Source organism: Phaeobacter italicus (assembly GCF_019801785.1).
GTDB classification, from domain to species: Bacteria; Pseudomonadota; Alphaproteobacteria; order Rhodobacterales; family Rhodobacteraceae; genus Phaeobacter; species Phaeobacter italicus.
The window spans coordinates 900,457-926,190 of record NZ_JAHVIJ010000001.1 but is presented as its reverse complement, the minus strand read 5'-3'; the positions used below and the strand labels follow the sequence as shown (position 1 = coordinate 926,190).

At 62.6% G+C, this 25,734-nt stretch carries 27 protein-coding genes; 21 read left to right on the top strand and 6 right to left on the bottom strand.

Annotated elements, in window-relative coordinates:
- Positions 1-37 precede the first annotated feature (37 nt).
- From KUV39_RS04270 to KUV39_RS04180, 19 genes are all read left to right on the top strand, one after another.
- Complete coding sequence (locus KUV39_RS04270; protein WP_222459018.1) at positions 38-1,231, top strand: phage portal protein; 1,194 nt, start codon at positions 38-40, stop codon at positions 1,229-1,231.
- A complete protein-coding gene (locus KUV39_RS04265) occupies positions 1,224-1,442 on the top strand; it encodes a GTA head formation protein, RCAP_rcc01685 family (protein WP_037302322.1) in 219 nt (72 codons plus the stop codon). Before KUV39_RS04270 ends, KUV39_RS04265 begins: the two co-directional genes overlap by 8 nt.
- 35 nt (positions 1,443-1,477) lie before the next feature.
- Positions 1,478-2,101 (top strand): HK97 family phage prohead protease, encoded by a 624-nt coding sequence (locus KUV39_RS04260; protein ID WP_222459017.1) that lies wholly within the window; start codon positions 1,478-1,480, stop codon positions 2,099-2,101.
- A gap of 75 nt (positions 2,102-2,176) precedes the next feature.
- Positions 2,177-3,361 (top strand): phage major capsid protein, encoded by a 1,185-nt coding sequence (locus KUV39_RS04255; protein WP_222459016.1) that lies wholly within the window; start codon positions 2,177-2,179, stop codon positions 3,359-3,361.
- A gap of 159 nt (positions 3,362-3,520) precedes the next feature.
- The gene (locus KUV39_RS04250; RefSeq protein WP_222459015.1) at positions 3,521-4,138 is read left to right on the top strand and encodes a head-tail connector protein; all 618 of its coding nucleotides are present in this window, start codon (positions 3,521-3,523) and stop codon (positions 4,136-4,138) included.
- Between the two features lies 1 nt (position 4,139).
- On the top strand, positions 4,140-4,508 hold the full coding sequence (locus tag KUV39_RS04245) for a head-tail adaptor protein (RefSeq protein WP_222459014.1): 369 nt from the start codon (positions 4,140-4,142) through the stop codon (positions 4,506-4,508).
- Entirely contained in the window at positions 4,505-4,912 is a 408-nt protein-coding gene (locus tag KUV39_RS04240; protein ID WP_222459013.1) for a DUF3168 domain-containing protein, read from the top strand. The genes KUV39_RS04245 and KUV39_RS04240 overlap by 4 nt, the downstream gene beginning before the upstream one ends.
- Positions 4,913-5,013: 101 nt before the next feature.
- A complete protein-coding gene (locus tag KUV39_RS04235; protein ID WP_008560508.1) occupies positions 5,014-5,427 on the top strand; it encodes a phage major tail protein, TP901-1 family in 414 nt (137 codons plus the stop codon).
- 53 nt (positions 5,428-5,480) lie between these two features.
- Positions 5,481-5,816, top strand: a complete 336-nt coding sequence (locus tag KUV39_RS04230) for a gene transfer agent family protein (RefSeq protein WP_008560222.1) — start codon at positions 5,481-5,483, stop codon at positions 5,814-5,816.
- On the top strand, positions 5,813-6,085 hold the full coding sequence (locus KUV39_RS04225) for a rcc01693 family protein (protein ID WP_222459012.1): 273 nt from the start codon (positions 5,813-5,815) through the stop codon (positions 6,083-6,085). The genes KUV39_RS04230 and KUV39_RS04225 overlap by 4 nt, the downstream gene beginning before the upstream one ends.
- A complete protein-coding gene (locus KUV39_RS04220) occupies positions 6,067-6,723 on the top strand; it encodes a phage tail tape measure protein (protein WP_222459011.1) in 657 nt (218 codons plus the stop codon). Before KUV39_RS04225 ends, KUV39_RS04220 begins: the two co-directional genes overlap by 19 nt.
- A 101-nt stretch (positions 6,724-6,824) precedes the next feature.
- The gene (locus KUV39_RS04215) at positions 6,825-7,481 is read left to right on the top strand and encodes a DUF2460 domain-containing protein (RefSeq protein ID WP_222459010.1); all 657 of its coding nucleotides are present in this window, start codon (positions 6,825-6,827) and stop codon (positions 7,479-7,481) included.
- Positions 7,478-8,467, top strand: a complete 990-nt coding sequence (locus tag KUV39_RS04210; protein ID WP_222459009.1) for a DUF2163 domain-containing protein — start codon at positions 7,478-7,480, stop codon at positions 8,465-8,467. Before KUV39_RS04215 ends, KUV39_RS04210 begins: the two co-directional genes overlap by 4 nt.
- Complete coding sequence (locus tag KUV39_RS04205) at positions 8,464-8,979, top strand: NlpC/P60 family protein (protein ID WP_222459008.1); 516 nt, start codon at positions 8,464-8,466, stop codon at positions 8,977-8,979. Before KUV39_RS04210 ends, KUV39_RS04205 begins: the two co-directional genes overlap by 4 nt.
- Positions 8,979-12,983: a baseplate multidomain protein megatron gene (locus KUV39_RS04200; RefSeq protein ID WP_222459007.1), complete on the top strand. Its 4,005-nt coding sequence runs from the start codon at positions 8,979-8,981 to the stop codon at positions 12,981-12,983. Before KUV39_RS04205 ends, KUV39_RS04200 begins: the two co-directional genes overlap by 1 nt.
- A complete protein-coding gene (locus KUV39_RS04195) occupies positions 12,983-13,354 on the top strand; it encodes a DUF7742 family protein (RefSeq protein ID WP_244998205.1) in 372 nt (123 codons plus the stop codon). The genes KUV39_RS04200 and KUV39_RS04195 overlap by 1 nt, the downstream gene beginning before the upstream one ends.
- Positions 13,355-13,618: 264 nt before the next feature.
- The gene (gene cysE, locus KUV39_RS04190) at positions 13,619-14,437 is read left to right on the top strand and encodes a serine O-acetyltransferase (protein ID WP_008558874.1); all 819 of its coding nucleotides are present in this window, start codon (positions 13,619-13,621) and stop codon (positions 14,435-14,437) included.
- 211 nt (positions 14,438-14,648) lie between these two features.
- Entirely contained in the window at positions 14,649-15,104 is a 456-nt protein-coding gene (locus KUV39_RS04185; RefSeq protein WP_336512804.1) for an adenylyltransferase/cytidyltransferase family protein, read from the top strand.
- 18 nt (positions 15,105-15,122) lie between these two features.
- Entirely contained in the window at positions 15,123-16,541 is a 1,419-nt protein-coding gene (locus tag KUV39_RS04180; RefSeq protein ID WP_222459006.1) for a LicD family protein, read from the top strand.
- 199 nt (positions 16,542-16,740) lie between these two features.
- Here the strand turns inward: KUV39_RS04180 and KUV39_RS04175 are convergent, their stop codons facing one another.
- From KUV39_RS04175 to KUV39_RS04155, 5 genes are all read right to left on the bottom strand, one after another.
- Positions 16,741-18,069 carry a pyruvate dehydrogenase complex dihydrolipoamide acetyltransferase gene (locus KUV39_RS04175; RefSeq protein WP_222459005.1) on the bottom strand — a complete coding sequence of 443 codons (1,329 nt, stop codon included), beginning with the start codon at positions 18,067-18,069 and terminating at the stop codon, positions 16,741-16,743.
- A gap of 12 nt (positions 18,070-18,081) precedes the next feature.
- Positions 18,082-19,464 carry a pyruvate dehydrogenase complex E1 component subunit beta gene (locus KUV39_RS04170; RefSeq protein ID WP_008562425.1) on the bottom strand — a complete coding sequence of 461 codons (1,383 nt, stop codon included), beginning with the start codon at positions 19,462-19,464 and terminating at the stop codon, positions 18,082-18,084.
- A 16-nt stretch (positions 19,465-19,480) separates the two neighbouring features.
- Positions 19,481-20,494 carry a pyruvate dehydrogenase (acetyl-transferring) E1 component subunit alpha gene (pdhA, locus tag KUV39_RS04165; protein ID WP_008559129.1) on the bottom strand — a complete coding sequence of 338 codons (1,014 nt, stop codon included), beginning with the start codon at positions 20,492-20,494 and terminating at the stop codon, positions 19,481-19,483.
- A gap of 643 nt (positions 20,495-21,137) precedes the next feature.
- Positions 21,138-21,437 (bottom strand): FtsB family cell division protein, encoded by a 300-nt coding sequence (locus KUV39_RS04160; protein ID WP_008562084.1) that lies wholly within the window; start codon positions 21,435-21,437, stop codon positions 21,138-21,140.
- A gap of 230 nt (positions 21,438-21,667) precedes the next feature.
- Complete coding sequence (locus tag KUV39_RS04155; protein WP_050672301.1) at positions 21,668-22,858, bottom strand: phosphoglycerate kinase; 1,191 nt, start codon at positions 22,856-22,858, stop codon at positions 21,668-21,670.
- 189 nt (positions 22,859-23,047) lie between these two features.
- On the opposite strand from KUV39_RS04155, the gene KUV39_RS04150 reads away from it, so the two are divergent.
- The gene (locus KUV39_RS04150; RefSeq protein WP_008559671.1) at positions 23,048-23,554 is read left to right on the top strand and encodes a peptidylprolyl isomerase; all 507 of its coding nucleotides are present in this window, start codon (positions 23,048-23,050) and stop codon (positions 23,552-23,554) included.
- A complete protein-coding gene (locus tag KUV39_RS04145; RefSeq protein ID WP_008561680.1) occupies positions 23,547-24,095 on the top strand; it encodes a peptidylprolyl isomerase in 549 nt (182 codons plus the stop codon). Before KUV39_RS04150 ends, KUV39_RS04145 begins: the two co-directional genes overlap by 8 nt.
- Before the next feature lie 162 nt (positions 24,096-24,257).
- Here KUV39_RS04145 and KUV39_RS04140 read toward each other — a convergent pair whose 3' ends face one another.
- Positions 24,258-25,625, bottom strand: a complete 1,368-nt coding sequence (locus KUV39_RS04140) for a calcium-binding protein (protein ID WP_222459004.1) — start codon at positions 25,623-25,625, stop codon at positions 24,258-24,260.
- Between the last annotated feature and the right edge of the window lie 109 nt (positions 25,626-25,734).

Here is a 25,734-nt window from a genome sequence, read left to right as displayed (position 1 = left end):
ACGCCCCGGACAGCCCGCCCGGCAAAAGGAATGGACCATGTTCTTTGACGTCCTGCGGCGCAAACCCAAGCCCGTTGAAACGAAGACAGCCGCCCCCGCGCGTGTGATCGGCTGGCACGGTGCATCTGCTCCGGGGTGGAGCCCACGGGACGCAGGGGCGCTCACTCGTAATGGCTTTGCTGCCAATCCCGTCGGCTACCGCGCGGTCAAGATGATCGCCGAGGCCGCCGCCGCCCTGCCGCTGGTTCTGCAGGATGACAACCGCCGCTATGACAGCCACCCGATCCTGGCGCTGTTGGACCGCCCTAACAGCGGGCAGGGCCGGGCCGAATTTCTCGAAGCGCTGTTTGGCCATCTGCTGCTGAGCGGCAATGCCTATATCGAAGGCGCGGGCAGTCAGGACATGGCACAGTTCGCCCTGCCGACTGAGCTGCATATCCTGCGCCCCGACCGGATGAGCGTGGTGCCCGGTGCCGATGGCTGGCCGGTGGCCTATGACTACGAGGTTTCGGGTCGCAGGCACCGCTATGATGTGCGCTCTGCCAGCTCCCCCATTTGCCATCTGCGCAGCTTTCATCCTCAGGATGACCACTACGGGTTTTCAGCGATGCAGGCTGCGGCGATGGCGGTGGATGTGCATACGTCGGCGTCGCGCTGGTCAAAGGCGCTCCTTGATAATGCAGCGCGCCCTTCGGGGGCGTTGGTGTGGAGCGGTGGTGACGGCCAGGGCCTGATGGCAGAGGATCAGTTCCGCCGCCTGAGCGAAGAGATCGAGGCCAACTATCAGGGCGCACGCAACGCCGGTCGCCCGATGGTTCTTGAGGGCGGGTTGGACTGGAAGCCGATGGGCTTTTCCCCGTCGGACATGGAATTTCAGCAGACCAAAGAGGCCGCCGCCCGCGAGATCGCCTTGGCCTTTGGGGTACCGCCCATGCTGATGGGGCTGCCGGGGGATGCGACCTATGCCAACTATCAGGAGGCCAACCGTGCCTTTTATCGCCTGACGGTCCTGCCCCTTGTGGCGCGGGTGACGGCGGCGCTGTCGGACTGGCTGTCGCGGGGTGGGGACGCTGCGCTGCGGCTGCGCCCTGATCTTGATCAGGTGCCTGCACTTGCTGCCGAACGCGAGGCCCAGTGGCGCCGCGTCAGCAGCGCCGATTTCCTGACCGCCGCCGAAAAACGCAGCCTGCTGGGCCTGCCTCCCATGGCGGAGGGTGCAGGCGATGACTGACCTCAGCCCGCCGCCATTTGAATGCGCTCCCGGTCTGCGCCTCAGCGCCCATGAACGGATTGCAGAGGTGCAGCAGCAGGCCATGACGCGGCGCCAGGAACAGCTGGAAATGATGCTGGAGCGGATGGAACGGCGGCTTTGGCTGACGGTCTATGGCGTTGCCGCAGTGATCCTTGCTCAGGCGTTTCAGTCCTTTTTGGCAGTGCAGTAATGCACATGGTTTCAATGAGATAACAGGAGAAGGTGATGCAGTTTTGTCCGCATTTGGAACATAAATTCGCACGCTTCGGCAGCGATCTCAGGATTGCAGAGGCGGTGGATGACACGGTGGAAATCACGGGCTATGCCAGCCTGTTTGGTCGTCCCGATCAAGGCGGCGATGTGGTGCGTCCGGGGGCCTATGCCGCCTCTCTCAAGGACCGCGCCGCGCTTGGCTCTTCGGTCAAGATGCTGTGGCAACATGATCCGGCCCAACCGATCGGCGTGTGGGACGAGATCACCGAAGACAGCCGTGGTCTGCATGTGAAAGGACGCATCCTGACGCGCACCCACAAGGGCGCAGAGGCGGCGGCCCTGATCGCGGCGGGCGCATTGGACGGGCTTTCGATCGGCTATCGCACCCGCAAATCCAGCCCGCGGCCTGGCGGCGGGCGCGAGCTGTGCGAGGTGGACCTTTGGGAGGTCTCGCTGGTCACCTTTCCGATGCTGCCGTCTGCCCGGCTGAACCGCACGGACACCCAGCAAAAGGCCGCGCCGCAGGGCGCGCGACAGACCACGGAACCGGAGCCGCGCGAAACCCGGTTGTGGCTTGAAATCTGCGAGCTGCTTCGTGGCGCCTGCACTGGCACCACACGGCCCCAACCGGGCTGAGCGCGCCCGCAAGCCCCTTCGGATCTGGCGCAATCAGATCCCCATGCTGCCCCGAAACCGCAAAGGACCATCGCGATGACCCACCATCCCCCAACACCGCAGTCGCCCGAAGCCAGCCTGCCACCCCTTCAGGAGGTGAAACAGGCGGTGGGTGAATTCATTCATGAATTCAAGGGCTTCAAAGGTGATGTTGCAGCCCGTTTGAAACAGACAGAGGACCGAATGACCATGCTGGATCGCAAATCCCACACCCCGCAGCGTCCACCGCTTGCCAGTGCCGAAATGGCCGCCGCGCCGCATCAAAAGGCCTTTGATGCCTATCTGCGCTCTGGCGATGATGGCGACCTGCGCGGGCTTGACCTGGATGCCAAAGCCATGAGCACAACCGTCAATGGCGATGGCGGCTATCTGGTGGACCCGCAGACAGCCGAGACGGTGAAATCCGTGCTCAGCAGCACCGCCTCCATCCGCGCCGTTGCGTCGGTGGTGACGGTTGAGGCGACCTCTTATGACGTGCTGATCGACCACGGCGATATCGGTCATGGCTGGGCCAATGAAACCGGCCCTGTCGCTGAAACCGCAACGCCGGTCATCGACCGGGTGACCATTCCGCTGCATGAGCTGTCGGCGCTGCCCAAGGCGTCCCAGCGACTGCTGGATGACAGCGCCTTTGACATTGAAGGCTGGCTGGCGGGTCGGATCGCCGACAAATTCTCCCGCGCGGAGGCGGCCGCCTTTATCAACGGCGACGGCAACGACAAACCGACCGGCATTCTGTGGCACCCGACCATCGCCAACACCAGCTGGAGCTGGGGCAACATCGGCTACACGACCACCGGCGTCGAGGGCGACATCGGCAATGGCGATGCGATCATCGAGCTGGTTTATGCGCTGGGGGCACAGTACCGCGCCAATGCCAGCTTTTTGATGAACTCCAAAACCGCGGGGATCCTGCGCAAGCTGAAGGACGCGGATGGCCGGTTTCTGTGGTCCGATGGTCTCGCCGCGGCAGAGCCTGCGCGGCTGATGGGGTATCGCGTGGTAATTGCCGAGGACATGCCGGACGCCGATGCAAATGCCTTTGCAGTGGCCTTCGGGGATTTCGCGGCAGGCTACACCATTGCCGAACGCCCCGACCTGCGGGTGCTGCGGGATCCCTTCAGCGCCAAGCCCCATGTTCTGTTTTATGCCACCAAACGGGTGGGCGGTGACGTCAGCGACTTTGCCGCGATCAAGCTGCTGAAATTCGGGCTGAGCTGACGCGCAGCCTGATGGCGGGGTACCACCCCGCCACCGGATGCGCGCGATCTGGGCTGGTGGTCTTGCTGCTCCTCCTTCGTCCGTCGCTGGTTCAGCGCGCGCATCCATCCCCCGCTTTTTTCTGAAAACCGAAACCTGACAACCGTTTGGAGTGTGAAGATGATGTTGAGTGAACTGACACCCATCCCGGAGGAGGTGCTGCCCAAAGAGGCGTTCAAGGCGCATCTGCGGCTGGGGACAGGGTTTGACGAAAGCGGGCTGCAGGATGAGGTTCTGCTGGGCTATCTGCGCGCGGCGATCACCGCAATCGAGGCACGCACCGCCAAGGTGATCCTGGCCCGCGATTTTGCCCTCTTGGTCAGCCGCTGGCAGACACCGGCGGTGGATGTGCTGCCGCTGGCCCCGGTTCAGACCGTGGCAACCCTGACCGCGATTGACGCCCAGGGCGCAGAGACAGAGATCCCCGCCAGCCATTACCGGCTGGAGCCGGACAGCCATCAGCCCCGCCTATGTGCAACCGGCACCACCCTGCCGGCCATTCCCTGCAACGGACAGATCCGCATCACGCTGCGCGCGGGGCTTGCAGGCAGCTGGGCCGCAGTGCCCGGCGATCTGGCACAGGCGGTCCTGATGCTGGCGGCGCATTACTACGAATACCGCGATGATCTGCGCCTGCAGGGGGGCTGTATGCCCTTTGGCGTCAGCTCCCTTATCGAACGCTATCGCCCGCTGCGGGTGACACTGGGCGCGCGTCCTATCCTGACAGGAGGGCAGTGACATGGCTGGCAAACCCATCCCCTATCGCGCCCCGTTGAAACCCCGGCTGTCGCGCCGCCTGATGCTCGAAGATCCCCGCCGCACCTCGGATGGCGCGGGCGGTCACGTCGAGGCCTGGCAGGTGCTTGGTGAACATTGGTGCGAGATGCGCGCGCTCAGCGGGCGCAGCACCGATCGGCTGGGCACCAGCCTGTCGCTGCAACGCTACCGCATCACATTGCGCGCGGCTCCGGTGGGCCACAGCGCCAGACCACGCCCGGATCAGCGGTTTCGCGACGGGGGCCGGATCTTTCGCATCGATGCCGTGGCAGAGGGCGACCCCGATCAACGCTACTTCACCTGTTTCGTGACAGAGGAGACCACCGCATGACCTATGCCTTGGCCCTGCCGTTGCAGCAGGCAATCTTTCAGCATCTGAGCACTGACGCCGCGCTTGCGGCGCAGGTGGGCGCGGCAATCTATGATGCGCTGCCGGCCGGGGCGCTGCCCCAGACCTATGTGACCCTCGGCCCCGAGGATGTGCAGGACCGCTCTGATCGCAGTGGCGCAGGCGCGCGCCATCTGGTCGAGATCGCAATCCACACCGATACCGCGGGCTTTGCCGGGGCAAAGGGCATCGCGGCCACCATCTGCGACAGCCTGGCCGCGGCGCAGCTGACCCTCAGCCGGGGGCGGCTTGTCGGCCTCTGGTTTGACCGGGCCGTCGCCAATCGCACGAAATCCGGGGGCCGCCGCATCGCCCTGCGCTTTGCCGCACGGGTAGAGGACGCCTGAGGCCCGCTGCCGGAAAATATGAAGTCAAACCAATGGCTTGGCGTGCAATGTTCAGCTGAAACTGGCGCCGGTCAGACATCGCTAGATCAAAGGAGAACACCATGGGTGCCCAGAACGGCAAGGATCTGTTGGTCAAGGTGGATATGACCGCCGATGGCCAGTTCGAAACCATCGCAGGGCTGCGCGCCACGCGGATCAGCTTTAACGCCGAAAGTGTCGATGTCACCAGCCTGGAAAGCCAGGGTGGCTGGCGCGAACTGCTGGCGGGGGCCGGGGTGCGCTCTGCCAATATTTCTGGCTCGGGCATTTTTCGCGATGCGGGCACGGATGAACGGGCCCGCCAGCTGTTCTTTGACGGGCTGACACCCGCCTTTCAGGTGATCATCCCGGATTTCGGTATCGTCGAGGGCCCGTTTCAGGTGACGGCGCTGGAATATGCAGGCAGCCACAATGGCGAAGCCACCTACGAGCTGTCGCTGGCCAGTGCCGGTGCGCTGGTCTTTACGGCGATTTGATGGGGGTCGGCATGGATCAGACAGCCCCCCGTAGCTTCGCCGCCCAGAGGTTTATGTCCGCTGGCACTCAGGCCAATCCCCACGCCGGAGAGGTCGCGCTGGAGATCAATGGCGTGGTGCATGTACTGCGCCTGACGCTGGGTGCGCTGGCCGCGCTTGAGGCGCAGCTGGAGGAACCCTCTCTCATCGCGCTGGTTGCCCGGTTCGAAGAGGGTCGGTTTTCTGCCACCGATGTGCTGGCGCTTTTGGTGGCGGGGCTTCAGGGCGGTGGCCAGCCGCTTGATGCGGTCACTCTTGCCGAGGCGGAGATCACCGGCGGCCCTGTCCGTGCGGCGCAGGTTGCGGCCCAGCTGCTGGCGTTGAGCTTTGGCACCGGGGCAGCGGCATGAATGACGCCCGTGATGCACCGGCCCTGGACTGGCGTGCGCTGATGCGGGCGGGCCTGTGTCACCTGCGTCTGCCCCCTGCGGTGTTCTGGGCGCTGACCCCGGCTGAGCTGCGGCTGATGCTGGGGCAGGACAGCGGTGACAGGCCGCTGGCGCGCGACGGGCTGCAGGCGTTGATGCGCGCCTTTCCGGACGCAGCCCACACCGATGATGACCCCGACCGCGACACCACACCACGAAAGGAGCCCGAGACATGGCCGACAGCGACTTGAGCGAGCTGGAACAGCGCAGTGATGCCCTTGGGGCAGCGCTGGGGGATGCGGCCTCTATGGCGGCGAGTTTCGATGCAGAGCTGCGCCGGGTGCGCGCGGGTTTTGCTGCCACCCAGCAGGATGCCCAGACCCTGGAACGCGGCATGTCCAAGGGGCTGCGGCGCGCCTTTGACGGGGTGGTCTTTGACGGTATGAAGCTGTCGGACGCGCTGGACACAATGGCGCGTTCGATGATCCAGACCACCTATTCCGCCGCCATCAAGCCCGTGACCCAACACGTCGGCGGGCTGCTGTCTGATGGCATGCAGTCGCTGGTTGGCGGTTTGCTGCCTTTTGCGGACGGGGCGGCGTTTTCGCAGGGGCGCGTGATGCCCTTTGCCCGTGGGGGCGTGGTGTCGGGGCCTGTGTCCTTTCCCATGCGCGGCGGCACCGGATTGATGGGCGAAGCCGGACCCGAGGCGATCCTGCCGCTTGCGCGCACGGCGGATGGCGCGCTTGGGGTGCGGGCCGGGGGCGGTGGCACAACCCAGGTGGTGATGAACATCCAGACGCCCGATGTGCAGGGGTTTCAGCGCAGTCAGGGCCAGATCGCCGCCCAGCTGAGCCGCGCCCTGAGCCGGGGCAGTCGAAACCGCTAGCCTGCCAGATACGGCCCACAGATACCGCCCAAACTGCACGGCCCGGTCACCGCCCGGTCACGGGCTTGCCTCTTCTTTCCACCGTATTCCGGAGATCTGACATGGACCAGACCGCCCCAATCGCCCCCAGCTTTCACGACGTACGCTTTCCCGCATCGCTGAGTTTTGGCTCCATCGGCGGGCCAGAGCGGCGCACCGATGTGGTGACGCTTGCCAATGGGTTTGAAGAACGCAACACCCCTTGGGCCCATTCGCGCCGCCGCTATGACGCGGGACTGGGGCTGCGCAGCCTCGAAGACATCGAGGCCCTGATCGCGTTTTTCGAGGCGCGCCAGGGCCAGATGTACGGGTTTCGCTGGAAAGACTGGTCCGACTACAAATCCTCTGCCGCGTCGCAGGAGGTGCGTTTTGACGATCAGGTCATCGGCATGGGGGATGGGGTCCGGCAGGAGTTCCAACTGACCAAGAGCTATCGCTCTGGCGCACAAAGCTATGATCGCCCGATCAGCAAACCCGTGGTGGGGTCGGTGCGGGTGGGTGTCGAACAGGACGCGCTGCAGGAGGGGGTGGATTACACCCTTGATGCATCGACCGGCCTGATCCGGTTCACTCACCCGCCGGAATCCGGCCTTGCTGTGCGGGCGGGGTTCGAGTTTGACGTGCCGGTGCGGTTTGACACGGACCGGATCCAGACCAGCGTTGCCTCCTTTCAGGCCGGTGATGTGCCGAACGTCCCGGTGGTGGAGCTGCGGGTATGAGCGGGCCAGAGACACCAACCGCAGCCAAGGGCGGAATGAGCGCGGCGTTTCAGGCCCATCTCGCCACCGGGCTGACGACGCTGTGCCGCTGCTGGGCGGTGCGGCGCGTGGACGGGGCGCGCTATGGGTTTACCGATCACGACTGCGATCTGCAGTTTGGCGCCACTGGCGCGGATGCGGCGGGCTTTGAGGATCTGCGCTTTCGCGCGGGCACCGGGCTGAACGCGCGCAGTCTGGAACAGGCGACGGGGCTAGCCATCGACAACAGCGAGGCGCTTGGCGCGCTGAGCGATGTGGCGATTTCAGAAGCAGAGATCGACGCGGGCCGTTTTGATGGCGCCGAGGTGCGCTGCTGGCTGGTGAACTGGGCGGATGTCTCGGTGCGCTGGCTGCAGTTTCGGGGCCATTTCGGCCAGATCCGCCGCGCAGGTGGTGCGTTTGAGGCAGAGCTGCGGGGCCTGACGGAGGTGTTGAACCAGCCGATGGGGCGGATCTACCAGAAACCGTGCACTGCGGTTCTGGGCGATCGGCAGTGTGGCTTTGATCTCAGCACGCCGGGGTATCGGCTGGAGACGTCGGTTGCGGGTCTTGAGGATGCGCAGTTTCTGACGTTTGCAGCGCTTTTGGGGTTTGAACCGGGCTGGTTTGCAGGCGGGCGCCTTGATGTGCTGAGCGGCGAGGCCCGTGGGCTCTGGGCGATGATCAAGAGCGACCAAACCGTGGCTGGCAGTCTTGGGGATGCGATCACCGCGCCTGACCCCCAGGGCAGCCACCGTCGTCTCACCCTGTGGGAGCCGATCCGCGCCACGCTGAGGCCCGGAGACGCGATCCGCCTGACGGCAGGCTGCGACAAGCGGTTTGCCACCTGCAGGGCGCGATTTGACAATGTTACGAACTTTCAGGGGTTTCCCGACATTCCGGGCGAGGACTGGGTGATGAGCGTGCCGCGCCAGAGCGGCAGCAACACCGGGGGGAGCCGCAGATGAGCCAGCCAACAGGTGACATGATCGTCGCGGCTGCGCGCCAATGGCTTGGTACGCCCTATGTGCATCAGGCCTCTGCGCTGGGGGCCGGGTGCGACTGTCTGGGGCTGATCCGGGGTGTCTGGCGCAGCTGCTACGGAACAGAGCCCGAGCAGCCGCCCGCCTATACGATGGATTGGTCCGAACCACAGGGTGAAGAGGCGCTGTGGCGGGCGGCTTTGCGCCACCTCGCGCCGAAACCGCGTGAGGCGGCGGCCATCGGGGATGTGATCCTGTTTCGCATGCGCGCGGGTGCAGTGGCCAAACATGTGGCGATCCAGACCGCGGTTGATGCGCCCGCGCGGTTCATCCACGCCTATTGCGGCCACGGCGTGGTGGAAACCGCGCTCAGCAGGCCCTGGCAGCGGCGGATCGTGGCGCGCTTTGGCTTTCCGATGCAGGCGCCTGCCGGGTGCAGCAGCACGCGTGGCGAGGGCGATGCAGACAGTGACGCAGTTGGTGAAGAGGTGATGTGATGGCGACCATTCTTTTGTCGGCAGCGGGGGCTGCGCTTGGTGGATCTGTGGGTGGGGCTGTTGCGGGCCTGTCCTCGGTTGCGATTGGTCGCGCCCTTGGGGCCACGGTGGGGCGCGCCATCGACAGCCGTCTTTTTGGGGCAGGCAGCGAACCGGTAGAGACCGGCCGCGTCGAACGCTTTCGCCTCACCCATGCCAGCGACGGCCAGCCGGTGGCGCAGGTCTTTGGCCGGATGCGGGTTGGCGGGCAGGTGATCTGGGCCTCGCAGTTTCGCGAAACCACTACCACCACCGGGGGCGGCGGCAAGGGCGGCGGCGCGCGCCAGCCCCAGGTCACCAGCTACAGCTATGACGTCTCACTGGCGATTGCGGTCTGCGGGGGAGAGATTACCCATGTCGGCCGTGTCTGGGCCGATGGCGAAGAGGTGGCGCCCAAGGATCTCAACATGACGGTCTACCGGGGCACAATGGATCAGGCGCCCGATCCGGTGATGGAGGCGATAGAGGGTGCAGGGCAGGTGCCAGCCTATCGCGGCACCGCCTATGTGGTGATGGAGAACCTGTCGCTGGAGCGCTTTGGCAACCGGGTGCCGCAGTTCTCGTTCGAAGTGCTGCGCGCCGAACAGCCCGACAGCAGCAGCTATGATCTGGACCTGCCCCAACTGGTGCAGGGGGTGGCGCTGATGCCGGGCACGGGCGAATATGCCTTGGCCGCCACTCCGGTGCATTACGATCACGGCCCCGGACAGGCCAAACCTGCCAACTCTCACAGCCCCTCGGGAGAGAGCGACCTTGTCACCTCTCTCGATACGCTGGAGGCAGAGCTGCCAAACTGCGGTGCGGCCTCGCTGATCGTGTCGTGGTTTGGCAATGACCTGCGATGCGGTGCCTGCCAGATCCGCCCCAAGGTAGAACGGCACGAGGTCGAAGGCGCCAATATGCCGTGGGGCGTTGCCGGGATTGGTCGGGCGGAGGCGGAGTTGATCGCGCGGGTGGAAGACCGGCCCATCTATGGTGGCACCCCGACCGATCAGGCGGTGATGGAGGCCATCCATGCGCTGCAGGCGCGCGGCCAGCGGGTGATGTTCTATCCCTTCATCCTGATGGACCAGCTCGCAGGCAATGACCTGCCCGATCCCTGGACCGGTCAGACCGGACAGCCGCATCTGCCCTGGCGGGGGCGGATCACCCTGTCTGTGGCTCCGGGGCAGACCGGCAGCCCCGATGGCAGTGCCGCTGCGCAGAGCGAGGTTGCGGCCTTCTTTGGTCAGGTGACAGCTGCGGATTTCTCCATCACCGTGGGCAAGGCTGCGCAGAACGGCCAGCCTGCCAGCCCCGGCAGCGTCACCTATAGCGGCGATCCAGAGGATTGGGGCCTCGCGCGCTTCATCCTGCACAACGCCGCGATTTGTGCTGCGGCTGGTGGGGTAGAGGCCTTTTGCATCGGCTCAGAGATGCGCGCGTTGACCCAGATCCGCGATGATCAGGGCTTTCCCGCGGTTGCCGCGCTGCGCGATCTCACCCAGCAGGTGCGCCAGATACTGGGGGCAGAGACCAAGATCGGCTATGCAGCCGACTGGTCCGAATACTGGGGCTACAAGAGCCCGGAGGGAAACCGCTATTTCCACCTCGATCCGCTCTGGGCAGATCCGGAGATCGATTTCGTCGGGATCGACAACTACATGCCCCTGTCCGACTGGCGCGCAGGCGAGGATCATCTGGATGCTGAGGCCGGTGCGCCCAGCATCTATGATCTCGACTATCTGCGGGGTGGCATTGAAGGGGGCGAAGGCTATGAGTGGTATTACCACTCGACCGACGCCGAAGCGGCCCAGATCCGCACCCCGATCACCGATGGCGCCCATGATGAGGCCTGGGTGTGGCGGTACAAGGATATTCGCAACTGGTGGTCCAATCCCCATCATGACCGCATAGACGGCATGCGCGCAGCCTTGCCCACCGCATGGGAGCCCGAAAGCAAACCCATCTGGTTCACCGAACTGGGATGCGCCGCCATCGACAAGGGCAGCAATCAACCCAACAAGTTTCTCGACCCCAAAAGCTCGGAATCCAAACTGCCCAAACATTCAGATGGCCAGCGTGACGACCTGATGCAACTGGCCTATCTGCGGGCCGTGTTGGGCTATTGGCAGGAAGAGGGCACAAATCCGATCTCGGACATCTACGGCGGGCCCATGCTGGATATGTCCAACGCCTATGTCTGGGCCTGGGACGCGCGCCCCTTTCCCACCTTTCCCAATGCGCTGGGCATCTGGAGCGACGGAGAAAACTATCTGCGCGGCCATTGGCTGAATGGACGGGTCGGGCAGCGCAGCCTTGCCTCGGTTCTTGAAGAAATCTGTCTCGGGGCCGGGCTCTCCCGCGATGCGCTGGCCCTGACGGGGGTCGAGGGTCTGGTGCGGGGCTACACTGTCAGTGACATCGCAGAGGCCCGCGCGGCTTTGCAGCCTTTGCTGCTGCGCCATGGGGTCGATGCCATCGAACGTGACGGGCTCTTGCAGTTTCGCGCACGATCAGGTCGCGGGGCGCAGCCGCTTGCTCTTGCCGCGCTGGCTGACGGCGAGGAGATCGACGGCACGGTTGAACGCACACGCGCCGCCCAGGCAGAGCTGTCCGGTCGGGTACGACTGCGGTTTGTCGACTGGGGTGGCCCCCATGATCTGCGGGTGGAAGAGGCGATCCTGCCGGATGAAGCCACACATGGCGTGAGCGATACGGAATTGCCCATGGCGCTGACCCGCACAGAGGGACGCCAGCTCGTCCAGCGCTGGCTGAGCGAGGCCCGCATAGCCCGTGACAGCCTGCGCCTTGAGCTGCCGCCCTCGAAGATGCGCATCGGTGCGGGGGATGTGATCACCCTGCCGGTCCAAGACCCTGCCGCGCTGGGCCGGGATGGTCAGCCCCCCAATCCCACAGCGCAGTATCGCATCGACCGGGTGGAGCAGGGCCAGACCCAGCTGATAGAGGCGGTGCGGATCGACCCGGAGATCTACACCCGCCCCGCGCTGGAGGAAGAGCTGCCGGGCGTGACCCCCTTTGCCGCGCCAGTGCCGGTTCTGCCACTGTTCCTTGATCTGCCGCTCATCAGCGGGGACGAGCTGCCACATGCGCCCCATCTCGCGGTGGTCGCTGACCCCTGGCCGGGCCGCGTTGCGGTTTATGCTGCGCCCGGTGATGCAGACTATGGGCTGGAGGACATTCTCGCCGCGTCTGCCACGGTCGGGGTGACAAACACCGCCCTTGCGGCCGGGCCTTTGGGGCGCTGGGACCGGGGGGCTGCGCTGGAGGTCGACCTGATCCACGGCCAGCTTCATGGCCGCGACCCGCAGGCGGTCTTGAACGGGGCCAACCTGATGGCCATCGGGGATGGCAGCCCGGCCAATTGGGAGCTCTTCCAGTTCACCACCGCCGAGCTGATTGCGCCCGGGCGCTATCTGCTCTCAAATCGTCTGCGCGGGCTGCAGGGCAGCGATGCCCGGATGCCGCCGCTGTGGCCCAAGGGATCCTATGTCGTGGCCATGAATGGCGTGCCGGATCAAATCGAGCTGAGCGCCAATCAGCGCGGGCTCAATCGTCATTATCGCATCGGCTCTGCGGCGCGCCCCTATGATGATTCAAGCTACACCCATCTTGAGGCGGCATTTGGTGGCGAAGGCCTGCGCCCCTACGCCCCCGTGCATCTGCACCAGAGCGGCGCGCTGGGCGCAGGCGACGTGACCCTCAGCTGGATCCGGCGCGGACGGATTGATGCGGACCGCTGGGAGGGCGAGGACATTCCGCTGGGGGAAGATCAGGAACGCTATCGCCTGCGTCTGCTGCGCGGGGACAGGGTGCTGCGCGAAGAACAGCTGAGCCAGCCATCCTGGGTCTATGCGGTGTCTGATCAAACCACCGATGCCGTGGCCCCCGGCGACCAGATCGAGGTGGCGCAGATATCGGCGCGTTACGGCGCAGGGGCTGCGGGCCGTCTGAGGCTCTTGTGATGCGCCGTCCGGTTCTGCCGATCGATGTCACCTCTGTTGCGCGGGCCCTGCTGGCGGTGGCCCCGGCGCAACGGCAGCGGCTGTGCAGGCAGATCTTTGCCGGGGCCGGGCTGGCGTTGCGTCACCACCAGCACAGCGGTCGCTGCTGTCGCCTCTGGGGCGATGGCTCGCTCTCGGGAGCGGCGCGCCGCTTTACCCTCGCCGATGAACCCTTTCTGGATCATCCCGGCTATCTCGCCTGCACCCGCATGGTGCTGGCGCATCTTGCAGATCATGCAAGCGCGGACCCATCACCGCCCGCCTGGTGGGTCGGAGCGCCGGGCGTAGGGGCGCTTCCGTTCTGGGCACGACCGTCATTGTCATCTTTCTGAAAATACTCAAAAAAACTCAAACCCCGATCTGGTCGATCTGCACAGGGGGCGTGCAACGATGCACATGCCTCGGGTGAATGATAAGTAATCGGTTTGAAAACAACGGGTTGCGGTCACTTCCGGAAGGAATTCCCCACCGCCGCATCTGCCCCCTTGTGCCGATTTCCCGACATATGAGCGTCGCTGATCCCCCTGATCACAATATTGCGGTTGGTGTTTTTTCGCTTAGATAGCTATCCTGCGAAGAGCACAGGAGGCCAAGCCATGCTTGAGACGCGCCAAGCCGTCAGTTCAGTCGACCCCGTCTGGGACAAGATCACCACCGAGGCGCAGGACGCCGTGACCCGTCAGCCGCTGATGGGTGGGTTGATCCACGCCTGTATCCTGCACCATAAGTCGCTGGAAAAGGCGCTGTCGTATCGGATTGCCGCGAAACTGTGCTCCAACGAGATGTCGATGGTGATCCTGCGCGAGATCGTCGATCGGGCCTATGACGAAAATCCCGATCTGGTTGCCGCAGGCCGGGCCGATCTGATGGCAGTCTATGAACGAGATCCCGCCTGCCACCGGCTGTTGCAGCCGATCCTCTACTTCAAGGGCTATCAGGCGGTGCAATGCTACCGCGTCGCCCATTGGCTGTGGACGCAGGGAGATTATGACCTGGCCTATTTCTTCCAGATGCGGATCTCGGAGATTTTTGGCGTTGATATCCACCCCGCCGCTCGTATTGGCCGCGGGATCATGATCGACCACGCCCATTCCATCGTGATCGGCGAAACCGCCGTGGTGGGGGACAATGTGTCGATGCTGCATTCCGTCACCCTTGGCGGGACCGGCAAGGAAGAGGAAGACCGCCACCCGAAGATCGGCGATGGTGTGCTGATCGGGGCAGGGGCCAAGGTGCTGGGCAACATCAAGATCGGCCATTGCTCGCGGATCGCTGCAGGCTCTGTGGTGCTGCAGGAGGTGCCCCCCTGCAAAACAGTCGCTGGTGTGCCGGCCAAGATCGTCGGTGAAGCAGGCTGCGATCAGCCCGCAGTCAGCATGAACCAGGTGCTGACAGGCGGCAGCAAAGACAGCTGACCCATCGCGCCCTGTGGATTGAAAAAGCCCGGATCGGATGATCCGGGCTTTTGTTTTTGATACGTCCACTTTTGCAACGGCTGTCAAAAGTGCCATAGATGTCTCTCTCAACCCTTGGTTTACCCAAGGACCGGCTAGAGCCAGTCATTGACTTCAACGTAACAGATTTGTAACCACTGTAAGTGAGCAAATTAGTGTGTTAGATATTATAGTGACAAACATCATTCATCCCAAGAATGTTTTGACTTATGGAACATATGATCTGTTCCATGTCGGCCATGCACGCCTTCTGGAACGGGCGAGCGGTTTGGGAGATCGGCTTTTCGTTGGTGTGTCGAGCGATTCCTTCAATGCTATCAAGGGGAAGGAATGTGTGATCCCCTATGACGACCGTGCAGAGATTGTTGCAGCCCTGCGCCATGTCCATCATGTGTTTCCTGAGAACGATTGGGAGCAGAAGGTGGAGGACATCCAGCGCTACAATATCGACGTCTTTGTCATGGGTGATGACTGGGCGGGCAAATTTGACCATCTGAAAGCCCACTGTGAAGTGGTCTACCTACCTCGCACCGAGGGGATTTCGACAACGTCCCTCAAGGATCGCCTTTACCCGCTGAGCGGGAACTCTGCGGACGAGCCACGGCCTGCTTCTGCCAAGCTGCGCTGACCACAGAAAGAAAAATCGATGAGCGTCCAGACTGACACGGACCTGGCTTATGAGCTTTTGCCGGGCTATGGTTTCTTCTCGCGCAAAGGAAACTTCACTAAGCGGATCGAGATCGGGCAGAGGCTCCGTAAGATCCAGATCTACTTTGATGGCGTGAATCCGCAGCAATACGCGTTTCCAAATGTCATTCTGATCCAGCCTAAGGGGCCCAAGCTGCGTATGATGGCAGTCGCAGAATCCGCTGTTCTGTCGTCGGACCCCAATGGGCAACAGGATGTCGATGTTCGAAAGGCGCTGGTCAATGAACGGAATATCAAAAGCGGAGAGGAAACGCGCCCTTGCCTGACAATTCAGCTGCGTGAAGCGGTTGATGTAGAGGCGATAGAGCTGGGAAACAGAGGCGTACGCCTGGGCAAACGTATGCGCAACATCTGCGTCAATGGCTACCGCGGCGGCCGCCTCGTTTCAACGCATCGGGGATTTGATCCAGCCGACATGGTTCGTGAGATGCACAAGATGCACGAAGCCATCGGATTGAGCGTGCCGGAACTTCGCAAGAAACCCGCCAGAACAGCCCATCGTGCGGCCTTTGTCGGGCGCCTTCTCGATCAGCTTGAGAGTGGAGAGGCGCGCGGGATCACCCCTCGTCAGCTTGCTTGGCTGTTGCCGGTTTTTGAACCAGAGGTCGAGAAAACGCCGGAGACTGCGAAGCTCATGACATACATCATGGCTGGAGCAATCGAGGATCAGCATCCGTTACCGACGGCTAATTTTGGCCCGATGTCGAAATATCTCGACACGATTTCCGGATTTGAAGAAGCAATGGCCGGTGTGAACGCCATTCTCTCCCGCCGGTTGGGTCGGGAAACCTGTTTCTCCGCGGGGCGCCATATCATTCAGGAACAGATGCTTCTTCGTCGCAAGGATGAGTTTCTTAATGGTCTGGACGTTTTGTTTCCAGCGATGGAAGAAGTTGGCGTCACCCCCATGCTTGCTTATGGCAGTCTTCTTGGCGCTGTGCGGGACAAGGGCTTTCTGCCGCATGATGACGATGTCGATGTGATCTATCACGATGGATCTACGTCCTATGAGGAAATGCTCGCTCGGCGTGGGGATCTGGTTGAGAAGTTCAAAGCCCTTGGCTTTCGTATGGGGCGATGGAAGAATGACAACTTCAGTTTGCGACAAGGCAATATCTCGCTGGATATTTTTCCTACCTGGCGGGAAGGGAACAAGTTGTACACCATGCGAAAGTACCCGCAGTATGAGGCCATTGCGGTGAAGCATGTTCTTCCGACGTCACGGATCGATTTTTATGGTCGCAGTTATCCGGCACCTGCTGATCCGGAGGCTTTTCTTAAGTGGCGTTATGGGAGTGGATGGACCAAATCGGACCCCTATTATGAGTGGAGCTGGCCGCTGAAGGACCATGCTTGACCCATCGCGCCCTGTGGATTGAAAAAGCCCGGATTTGATGATCCGGGCTTTTGTTTTTTGGGCGGTGGTTTTGAGTATTTTTGGAAAGATGACGGCGCTGGGGGCTCGGGCGGCGGGGTTGGCCAAATAAAAATGCTCCGGGATGAACTCCCGGAGCATTGTGGGGCAGGCGTGGTGCCTGCGGTTTTACAGCGGCTGATCAGGCCAGCATCGTCATCGGGTTTTCGAGGTTTTCGACGATGGCTTTCAGCAGGTCCGCGCCAAGGGCACCGTCGATGACACGGTGGTCAACGGACATGGTGACGCTCATGACGGTTGCGACTTTCAGCTCGCCGTCTGCTCCCACCACGGGTTTCTTGACGCCGGAGCCGACGGCCAGGATGCCTGCGTGCGGCGGGTTCACGATGGCGTCGAAGTTGTCGATGCCGAACATGCCGAGGTTGGAGATCGCAAAAGAGCCGCCCTGGTATTCGTGGGGCGCCAGTTTGCGGTCGCGGGCGCGTTTGGCGAGGTCTTTCATCTCGGCCGAGAGGGTCGAGAGGGACTTCATGTCGCTGTCCTGCAGCACCGGTGTGAACAGCCCGCCTTCGATGGCGACCGCAACCGCCACGTCGGAGGATTTCATCTTGAGCACGCGATCACCGGCCCAGACGGCATTGGCATCCGGCACGGCCTGCAGCGCCAGCGCCACGGCCTTGATGATGAAGTCGTTGACCGAGAGTTTCACACCACGGCCTTCGAGCTGCTTGTTCAGCTCAGCGCGGAACTTCAGCAGGGCATCCAGCTGGATGTCGCGGCGCAGGTAGAAATGCGGGATGGTCTGCTTGGCTTCGCTCAGGCGCGCGGCAATGGTCTTGCGCATTCCGTCAAGCGCCACTTCCTCGTAGTCGCGGCCTTCGTACATGCGGGCCACCTGATCGGCTGTGGGCCCGGAAGCTGCGGCAGCGGCAGCCGGGGCTGCGGCTGCTGGCGCTGCGGCGGCGGGGGCTGCTGCGGCGGCCTTTGGTGCGGCGGTTGCGTTTTCGACATCGGCCTTGACGATACGACCGCGGGGGCCGGAGCCTGAGATATCCGCAAGGTCCAGGCCCTTGTCAGCGGCAATGCGGCGCGCCAGGGGGGATGCGAAGATGCGTGAGCCATCTGCGCCAGCCGGAGCAGCCGGGGCAGGGCTCGCCGCGGCGGCGGCCTGTGCAGGGGCTGGGCTTGCGTCTTTGGACGCTGCCGGGGCGGTGTCTTCTGCTGCAGCCGGGGCCGCCGGGGTGGCGCCGATGTCATCGGCGCTTTCGCCGTCTTCCAGCAGGATGGCGATGGGGCTGTTGACCTTCACGCCTTCGCTGCCTTCTGCGATCAGGATCTTGCCGATCACACCTTCGTCGACGGCCTCGAATTCCATCGTGGCCTTGTCGGTTTCGATTTCCGCCAGCAGGTCGCCGGAGGCGACAGCGTCGCCTTCCTTCACGAGCCATTTGGCGAGCGTGCCTTCCTCCATGGTGGGAGAGAGGGCGGGCATCAGGATTTCTGTGGGCATCGCTGTCTCTCCTTACCGGTAGGTCACTTGCTTCACGGCGGCGATCACCTCGTCTGTGGTGACCAGCGCGTGTTTTTCAAGGTTGGCGGCATAGGGCATGGGCACGTCCTTGCCGGTGCAGTTGATGACGGGGGCATCAAGGTAGTCGAAGGCTTCCTGCATCACGACAGAGGAGATGTAGGAGCCAACAGAGCCTTGCGGCCAGCCTTCTTCAACGGTGACCAGGCGGTTGGTCTTCATCACCGATTTGATGATGGAGCCGGTGTCCATCGGGCGGATGGTGCGCAGGTCGATGACCTCGGCGCTGATGCCTTCCTCGGCCAGCTTGTCCGCCGCCTCAAGGGCGTAGGTCATGCCGATGCCGAAGGAGACAATCGTGACATCGCTGCCCTGGCGCCAGATGCGGGCCTTGCCGAAGGGCACGGTGAAGTCATCCATCTTCGGCACGTCAAAAGAGCGGCCATAAAGGATTTCGTTTTCCAGGAAGACAACGGGGTTGTTGTCGCGGATCGCGGTTTTCAGCAGGCCCTTTGCGTCAGACGCGGAGTAGGGCATCACCACCTTGAGACCCGGAACCTGCATGTACCATGCGGCGTAGTCCTGGCTGTGCTGGGCGGCAACGCGGGCGGCGGCACCGTTGGGGCCACGGAACACGATGGGGCAGCCCATCTGACCGCCGGACATGTAAAGCGTCTTGGCGGCAGAGTTGATGATGTGGTCAATGCCCTGCATCGCAAAGTTGAAGGTCATGAATTCCACGATCGGACGCAGCCCGCCAAAGGCGGCGCCAGAGGCGATGCCGGCAAAGCCATGTTCGGTGATCGGGGTGTCGATCACGCGCTTGGCGCCGAATTCGTCCAGAAGGCCCTGCGAGATCTTGTAGGCGCCCTGGTATTCGGCGACTTCCTCGCCCATCAGGAAGACATCTTCGTCACCGCGCATTTCTTCGGCCATCGCGTCGCGCAGAGCTTCGCGGACGGTGGTCTGCACCACCTCTGTGCCTTCGGGCCAGTCGGGGCTGTCGTCCACTTCCGGTGCGGCGGGGGCTGCTGCAGCTGCCGGGGCCGAAGCGGGCGCCGCTGTTTCGGCGGGGGCCGCGGCCGGGCTGTCAGCCTCTGCTGCTGCAGGTGCGGCGATATCGTCTGCGCTTTCGCCTTCCTCGACGAGGATCGCGATGGGTGCGTTGACTTTCACGTTTTCGGTGCCTTCGGCGACCAGGATCTTGCCAACGATGCCTTCATCGACGGCTTCGAATTCCATCGTGGCCTTGTCGGTTTCGATTTCGGCCAGGATATCGCCGGAGTTTACGGTGTCGCCCTCTTTGACCAGCCATTTGGCCAGGGTGCCTTCCTCCATGGTCGGCGACAGGGCGGGCATCAGGATTTCAGTTGCCATGTCTTGTTCTTCCCTCTCAGGCGTTGTCCTGCGGCAGCTCGTCCGCATAAATGTCGGTCCAGAGTTCCTCGAGCGCGGGCTCCGGGCTTTCCTTGGCGAAATCGGCGGACTTGTTCACGATGTCCTTGATTTCCTTGTCGATCGCCTTGAGGTCGTCTTCGCTGGCGTGGTTGCCGGTCAGCAGCATGTCGCGGACCTGCTCGATCGGGTCACGTTCCTCGCGCATTTTCTGCACCTCTTCACGGGTGCGGTATTTGGCGGGGTCGGACATGGAGTGGCCGCGGTAGCGGTAGGTTTTGACCTCAAGGATGTAGGGGCCTTTGCCTGCGCGGCAGTGGGCGACAGCGCGTTCGCCTGCCTCTTTCACGGCCAGGACATTCATGCCGTCTACTTCCTCGCCTGCGATGCCATAGGCTTCGCCGCGCTTCCAGAGGGCGGGGGATTTGGTCGAGCGCTGCACCGAGGTGCCCATGGCGTACTGGTTGTTCTCGATCACGAAGATGACCGGCAGATCCCAGAGTTGCGCCATGTTGTAGGTTTCATAGACCTGACCCTGGTTGGCCGCGCCGTCGCCAAAGTAGGTAAAGGTCACGCGGTCGTTGCCTTTGTACTTGTCGGAGAAGGCAAGACCTGCCCCCAGCGGCACCTGCGCGCCAACGATGCCGTGGCCGCCGTAGAAATGTTTCTCCTTGGAGAACATGTGCATGGAGCCGCCTTTGCCCTTGGAGTAGCCGCCTTCACGACCTGTGAGCTCGGCCATGACGCCGTTGGGGTCCATGCCGCAGGCCAGCATGTGGCCGTGGTCGCGGTAAGAGGTGATGCGTTTGTCGCCTTCCTCGGCTGCGGCCTCCAGGCCGACAACCACGGCTTCCTGACCGATGTAGAGGTGGCAGAAGCCGCCGATCAGGCCCATGCCGTAGAGCTGGCCGGCCTTTTCCTCGAATCGCCGGATCAGAAGCATCTCGCGGTAGTATTCCAAGAGCTCTTCGGCAGAAACGTTTGGTTTCTTGACACTTTTTCTCGCAGCCATAGTGGCGGGCTCCCCCTTAAGGCTAGATAGTTTAATGCTAAACTAATTCATAAATCATTTTGCCAGATCATGCGAGCGTTATTATTACGCACCGTCACCAAGGGGTAAACCCGCGGTTTGTGGGGCGCCGCAAGGCATGGGCTGGGGCGCATGGTGGGGCAATTAGGCAGGGGTTTTGAGCGCGCGGAACTGGCGGGGTTAATTTCAAGCGGTCAAAGCCGCTGCTTTGCTGCGCTCCCTGCGTTTGCAAGATCAGGTAAACCAGTGCTGCCAGATCAATGCATCCTGACCCTGCGTATCGTCACCAAGGGGCAAACCCGCGGTTTGTGGGGCGTCGCTAGGCATGGGCTGGGGCGCATGGTGGGGCATGGATCTGGGCAGGGTTTTGCCCGGCCCGGCAGGCGCATGATGATGGTCCGAACCCAGCTCTGCAACCAGATGCGTGGGGTCGGGCAGGGCTGTCTGCCGGGTTTGCGATGATGTTGGGGTGCATTGCGCGGGGGCCAGGTGGAGGTATCCCTGGAGGGCGGGCACCTGGCCCTGCGCGAGCGGTGCGGCGGATGGACGCCGCAAGCCCCCGATCAGGTATCGGGTTGATCTGACGCCTGTGTCGGGGCTGCGCGCCGGGCGTCAGGTCGTAATCTTAGCGGATGACGATTTCATCCGCGCGCAGCAGGCCCAGAACGGTGCGGGCCTGTTCGTCCAGGAGGTCGAGGTCGAGATAATTATCCGACAGGCGGTGCGTCAGGTTCTCCATCCGCGCGGTTTCGCGCTTCAGCTCGTCAAGATCCTGGCGCAGGGCCTCTGCCTCTGCCTGAATTTCTACCCTGCGAAACAGCCCGAAATCGCCCTGCACGGCGGCAAAGGTGAAATACGCGCTAAGCGCGAATGCAATCGTGGAAAACGCGAATGCGCCAAGAGATGGCCGGGTGCTACGGGTCACGGTAGGTTTGCCTGTATGATCTTCTGCTCAATTTCTGTGCCGGTTGGTCCGGCATCTGCATTAATCATGACACAGGATTTCAGATTTTGGAAACCGAAAAAGTGCAAATAATGAACATTTACTGACAAAAAAGCGCCCCGATCCGGTAGGATGGGGCGCAATTGGTTAATTTTCTGTTAAGGTTTCTGTGGCCCCGCATCCGGTCTGGAGTGCGGTTTCGGCCTCGATCCTCAGCCTTCCAGAGCGGCGACGCCGGGCAGGGTTTTGCCTTCCATCCACTCAAGGAACGCTCCACCTGCGGTAGAGATATAGGTGAAGTCAGCCGCTGCACCGGCCTGATTGAGGGCGGCTACAGTGTCGCCGCCGCCTGCAACGCTGACCAGCTGGCCGGATTTGGTCAGGCTGGCGGCCTGTTGGGCGGCGGCATTGGTGGCCGCATCAAAAGGCGCGATTTCAAAGGCGCCCATCGGGCCATTCCAGATCAGCGTTTTGGAGTTGGCAAGCGTGTCTGCCACCGCAGCAACGGTTTCAGGGCCCGCATCAAGGATCATCGCATCGGCGGGGCAGGCATCGGCGGCAACGGTTTCGTTTTCGGCGCCTGCCTTGAACTCGCGTGCGACCACGACATCGACGGGCAGCAGGATCTTGCAGCCGGTCTCTTCTGCCTTGGCGAGGATCTCACGGGCGGTGTCGGCCATATCGTGTTCACACAGCGATTTGCCAACATCAATGCCACGGGCCGCGAGGAAGGTATTGGCCATGCCGCCGCCGATGACCAGATTGTCGACCTTGCCGACGAGATTTCCCAGAAGCTCCAGCTTGGTCGACACCTTGGCGCCGCCAACAACAGCTGTGACCGGGCGTTCTGGCTGGCCCAGTGCGGATTCCAGCGCGGTCAGTTCGGCCTGCATCAGACGGCCGGCACAGGCGGGCAGCAGGCGCGCCAGTGCTTCGGTTGAGGCATGGGCGCGGTGGGCGGCAGAGAAGGCGTCGTTGCAGTAGATATCACCCAGTTGCGCCATTTCGGCGGCCAGATCTGCGTCGTTCTTTTCTTCGCCCGGATGGAAGCGGGTGTTTTCCAACAAGAGAACCGCCCCGTCCGCCAGCGCAGCAACGGCAGCTTCGGCAGCGGGTCCACGGCAATCGGCGACAAATGTGACCGGCGCGCCAAAGGCGGTTTCAAGCGCAGGCACCAGCGGGCGCAGGGACATGTCTTCGACAACCTTGCCCTTGGGGCGGCCGAAATGGGCCAGCAGGATCGGCTTGCCACCTGCGGTCAGGATATCCTTGATCGTGGGGGCGACGCGTTCGATGCGGGTGGCGTCGGTGACGCGGCCGTCTTCCACCGGGACGTTGATGTCAACGCGCACCAGAACGCGCTTGCCTGTCAGGTCCATCGTGTCGAGTGCGTTCCAGCCCATGGTCGTATCCTTTTTGGTCGTGGTTTGTCGTCATCTCAGTGGCCGCGCGGGACCCTGTTGGCCCCGGTGGCGTCGGCGCGATGTTTCGGAGCTTTTTGCCGCTCAGTCAATGGCGCTGTGCAATGCTCCCTTGGCAATCTGGGGCTTGAGGCTTAACTATCGGGCAAATGCAAAGAACAGGAGGGCCTCATGGCCGAGATCAAAGATCCCGAAAACACCGTCATCATCGAACTGAAAGACGGCAATGTCGTCATCGAGCTGCTGCCCGATATCGCGCCGATGCACTGTGACCGGATGAAAGAGCTCGCGCGGGAAGGTCAGTATGACAACGTGGCGTTCCACCGGGTGATCGACGGCTTTATGGCGCAGACCGGTGACGTGCAGCACGGCGACATGGAAGACGGCTTCAACCTGCGTATGGCGGGCACCGGCGGCTCCGACAAGAAAGACCTGCCTGCGGAATTCTCTGGCATTCCTCATGACCGTGGCACCCTTGGTGCGGCACGTTCGGCCAACCCGAACTCGGCCAACTCGCAGTTCTTCATCAACTTCAAGGACAACCATTTCCTGAACCGTCAGTACACCGTCTATGGTCGTGTGATCGAAGGTATGGAACATGTCGATGCCATCACCCGTGGCGAGCCGCCTGCGAACCCGGATCGCATGATCTCGGTCAAGGTGGCTGCTGATGCATAAGGCGCTGTCTCTGGTGGCTCTGCTTGCGGCAGGGCCTGCCTTTGCCTCTGGCCTGGAAATCCAGGTCGAGGGGGAGGCCAATGGCACCATCAAGATCGACCTCTTTGAGGATGTTGCGCCCAAACATGTTGAGCAGATCACCGCACTGGCGGCAGAAGGTCAGTATGATGGCGTGGTGTTCCACCGGGTGATCGACGGTTTCATGGCGCAGACCGGTGACGTGCAATACGGCAAGCTGGGTGAAAACATGAGCTACGCGGGCCGCGGCGGTTCCGAGCGTCCCGACCTGCCGGCCGAATTCTCGGATCTGGCGTTTGATCGTGGCGTGGTCGGCATGGCCCGCTCGCAGAACCCCAACTCGGCGAATTCCCAGTTCTTCATCATGTTTGCACCGGGTCATTTCCTCAACGGTCAGTACACCGTTGTGGGTCAGGTGACCGAGGGCATGGATGTGGTTGACGCGATCAAGCGCGGCACCGGCGGCAATGGCGCCGTTGTCGGCCAGCCGGATCTGATGAAGACCGTGACTGTCACCGACTGAATTGTGAGCGACTGAATTGGGACTGATTGACCTCTGACTGGCTAAGCGGTCCCGTTCACGAGACAAACAAAAACGGCCTGCACCCATTTGGGCGTGGGCCGTTTTTTCGTGCTGCCGACCTGTGGGCCCATCCGTTGGCAGTTGAGATCGGGCAAGCCCCCTTTAGAACAGGAAATTATCCGCATCCATCAGATCGGAAAGCGTCACGTTTTCTACCAGGATGGATACATTGGCAAAGGAAATGCGCACGTCACCGCCCAGTTCCTGAAAACCCAGTTGCTGCAGCCCGTTTGCGCCTCGGGTGATTTCGATCATGTCTTCGCCAATGCGGAAATCGGTGATGGTGTCGTGGCCATGGCCGCGGGAGAAGACAAAGGTATCGGCATGGGTGCCACCGGTCAGGCGGTCGTTGCCTGTCTGACCGATCAAACGGTCCGCACCGTCGCTGCCAAACAGCGTGTCTGCGCCGCGCCCACCAAGGATCAGATCATCGCCACCGTCGCCACGCAGCACGTCGCGGCCGTTGTTGCCCATGAGCGTGTCATCACCAGCATCGCCCAGAACCGTGTCGTTGCCCTGGCCTGCGCGCAGGAGATCGGCGTCAGCCCCGCCATCAAGGTGGTCGCGCCCGCGGCCCCCATCCAGCGTATCGGTCCCAGCGCCGCCCAGCAGGTGATCGCGGCCATTGCCAGCCAGCAGCAGATCAGCCCCGTGATCACCGCGCACCACATCGCGGCCGCTGTTGCCGATCAATGTGTCATCGCCAAAGCCCCCTTCGATCAGGTCATGGTTGCTGCCACCAGCGATACGGTCATGTCCTGCGCCGCCAATGAGAAAATCCTGACCTGCGCCCCCGGTGATGGTGTCATCTCCGTCGCGGCCGTGGATCATGTCGCGCATCCCACGGGGGGCGGTGATGGAGCTGGTCAGCAGATCATCCCCATCGCTGCCTTCGCGCAGGTGGAGCGTCTGGCCACCGATCTTCAGGATCTCTACCCCAAAGAGCATGTCGCGGCCTTCGCTGGTGGTCACGGTCGCACCAACGATGTCATTGAAGGCAAAGCTGTAGCCGGGCAGGCTGGGGGTGATCACAAAGCTGTCGATCCCCGCGCCGCCAAAGATGGTGTCATCGCCGCTGCCTGCACGGATGGTGTCATTGCCGTCAAATGTGATGATCCGCTCGCCACCATTCCAATGGGACGTGTAGCTGTCATCCCCGGCAAGGCCGATCTGCAGCAGTTCTGCGAAACTGCTGGCGGCGATCTGGGCGGAGGTCAGCGTCAGATTGGTTGCTGAGATCAGCACGCTGCTGTCGTGAAAAAGTTCGAAACTGTGAACCGTGCTTGTCGGGGTCAGATTGCCCGCCCCGTCGTAGCCAAGGACCCCCTGAAAGCGCAGCACATGAACGCCAGAGGCAAGAACGACCTGCGTGTCAGAGGCCGACAGGACCGTGACTTGGGTGAAGTCGAAGGATGAGAAATCAAAAGACGGTGCCGTATTGGCCTCCGCTGTAACGGTGACTTGTGCCATTGTCTGCCCTGATCTTTGCCTGTTGCACCTTAAGATGCTTTGGCAAGACCCTAGAGCGGTTCACTTTTTTCACAAAGCCATCGTTAACGTTTTGTTAACCAGTTACCCC

What these genes read in the sequence shown, in the direction of transcription:
- KUV39_RS04270 (WP_222459018.1), top strand. Translation starts at nt 38, where the DNA reads ATGTTCTTTGACGTCCTGCGGCGCAAACCCAAGCCCGTTGAAACGAAG.
- KUV39_RS04265 (WP_037302322.1), top strand. Translation starts at nt 1,224, where the DNA reads ATGACTGACCTCAGCCCGCCGCCATTTGAATGCGCTCCCGGTCTGCGC.
- KUV39_RS04260 (WP_222459017.1), top strand. Translation starts at nt 1,478, where the DNA reads ATGCAGTTTTGTCCGCATTTGGAACATAAATTCGCACGCTTCGGCAGC.
- KUV39_RS04255 (WP_222459016.1), top strand. Translation starts at nt 2,177, where the DNA reads ATGACCCACCATCCCCCAACACCGCAGTCGCCCGAAGCCAGCCTGCCA.
- KUV39_RS04250 (WP_222459015.1), top strand. Translation starts at nt 3,521, where the DNA reads ATGATGTTGAGTGAACTGACACCCATCCCGGAGGAGGTGCTGCCCAAA.
- KUV39_RS04245 (WP_222459014.1), top strand. Translation starts at nt 4,140, where the DNA reads ATGGCTGGCAAACCCATCCCCTATCGCGCCCCGTTGAAACCCCGGCTG.
- KUV39_RS04240 (WP_222459013.1), top strand. Translation starts at nt 4,505, where the DNA reads ATGACCTATGCCTTGGCCCTGCCGTTGCAGCAGGCAATCTTTCAGCAT.
- KUV39_RS04235 (WP_008560508.1), top strand. Translation starts at nt 5,014, where the DNA reads ATGGGTGCCCAGAACGGCAAGGATCTGTTGGTCAAGGTGGATATGACC.
- KUV39_RS04230 (WP_008560222.1), top strand. Translation starts at nt 5,481, where the DNA reads ATGTCCGCTGGCACTCAGGCCAATCCCCACGCCGGAGAGGTCGCGCTG.
- KUV39_RS04225 (WP_222459012.1), top strand. Translation starts at nt 5,813, where the DNA reads ATGAATGACGCCCGTGATGCACCGGCCCTGGACTGGCGTGCGCTGATG.
- KUV39_RS04220 (WP_222459011.1), top strand. Translation starts at nt 6,067, where the DNA reads ATGGCCGACAGCGACTTGAGCGAGCTGGAACAGCGCAGTGATGCCCTT.
- KUV39_RS04215 (WP_222459010.1), top strand. Translation starts at nt 6,825, where the DNA reads ATGGACCAGACCGCCCCAATCGCCCCCAGCTTTCACGACGTACGCTTT.
- KUV39_RS04210 (WP_222459009.1), top strand. Translation starts at nt 7,478, where the DNA reads ATGAGCGGGCCAGAGACACCAACCGCAGCCAAGGGCGGAATGAGCGCG.
- KUV39_RS04205 (WP_222459008.1), top strand. Translation starts at nt 8,464, where the DNA reads ATGAGCCAGCCAACAGGTGACATGATCGTCGCGGCTGCGCGCCAATGG.
- KUV39_RS04200 (WP_222459007.1), top strand. Translation starts at nt 8,979, where the DNA reads ATGGCGACCATTCTTTTGTCGGCAGCGGGGGCTGCGCTTGGTGGATCT.
- KUV39_RS04195 (WP_244998205.1), top strand. Translation starts at nt 12,983, where the DNA reads ATGCGCCGTCCGGTTCTGCCGATCGATGTCACCTCTGTTGCGCGGGCC.
- cysE (WP_008558874.1), top strand. Translation starts at nt 13,619, where the DNA reads ATGCTTGAGACGCGCCAAGCCGTCAGTTCAGTCGACCCCGTCTGGGAC.
- KUV39_RS04180 (WP_222459006.1), top strand. Translation starts at nt 15,123, where the DNA reads ATGAGCGTCCAGACTGACACGGACCTGGCTTATGAGCTTTTGCCGGGC.
- KUV39_RS04175 (WP_222459005.1), bottom strand. Translation starts at nt 18,069, where the DNA reads ATGCCCACAGAAATCCTGATGCCCGCCCTCTCTCCCACCATGGAGGAA.
- KUV39_RS04170 (WP_008562425.1), bottom strand. Translation starts at nt 19,464, where the DNA reads ATGGCAACTGAAATCCTGATGCCCGCCCTGTCGCCGACCATGGAGGAA.
- pdhA (WP_008559129.1), bottom strand. Translation starts at nt 20,494, where the DNA reads ATGGCTGCGAGAAAAAGTGTCAAGAAACCAAACGTTTCTGCCGAAGAG.
- KUV39_RS04155 (WP_050672301.1), bottom strand. Translation starts at nt 22,858, where the DNA reads ATGGGCTGGAACGCACTCGACACGATGGACCTGACAGGCAAGCGCGTT.
- KUV39_RS04150 (WP_008559671.1), top strand. Translation starts at nt 23,048, where the DNA reads ATGGCCGAGATCAAAGATCCCGAAAACACCGTCATCATCGAACTGAAA.
- KUV39_RS04145 (WP_008561680.1), top strand. Translation starts at nt 23,547, where the DNA reads ATGCATAAGGCGCTGTCTCTGGTGGCTCTGCTTGCGGCAGGGCCTGCC.
- KUV39_RS04140 (WP_222459004.1), bottom strand. Translation starts at nt 25,625, where the DNA reads ATGGCACAAGTCACCGTTACAGCGGAGGCCAATACGGCACCGTCTTTT.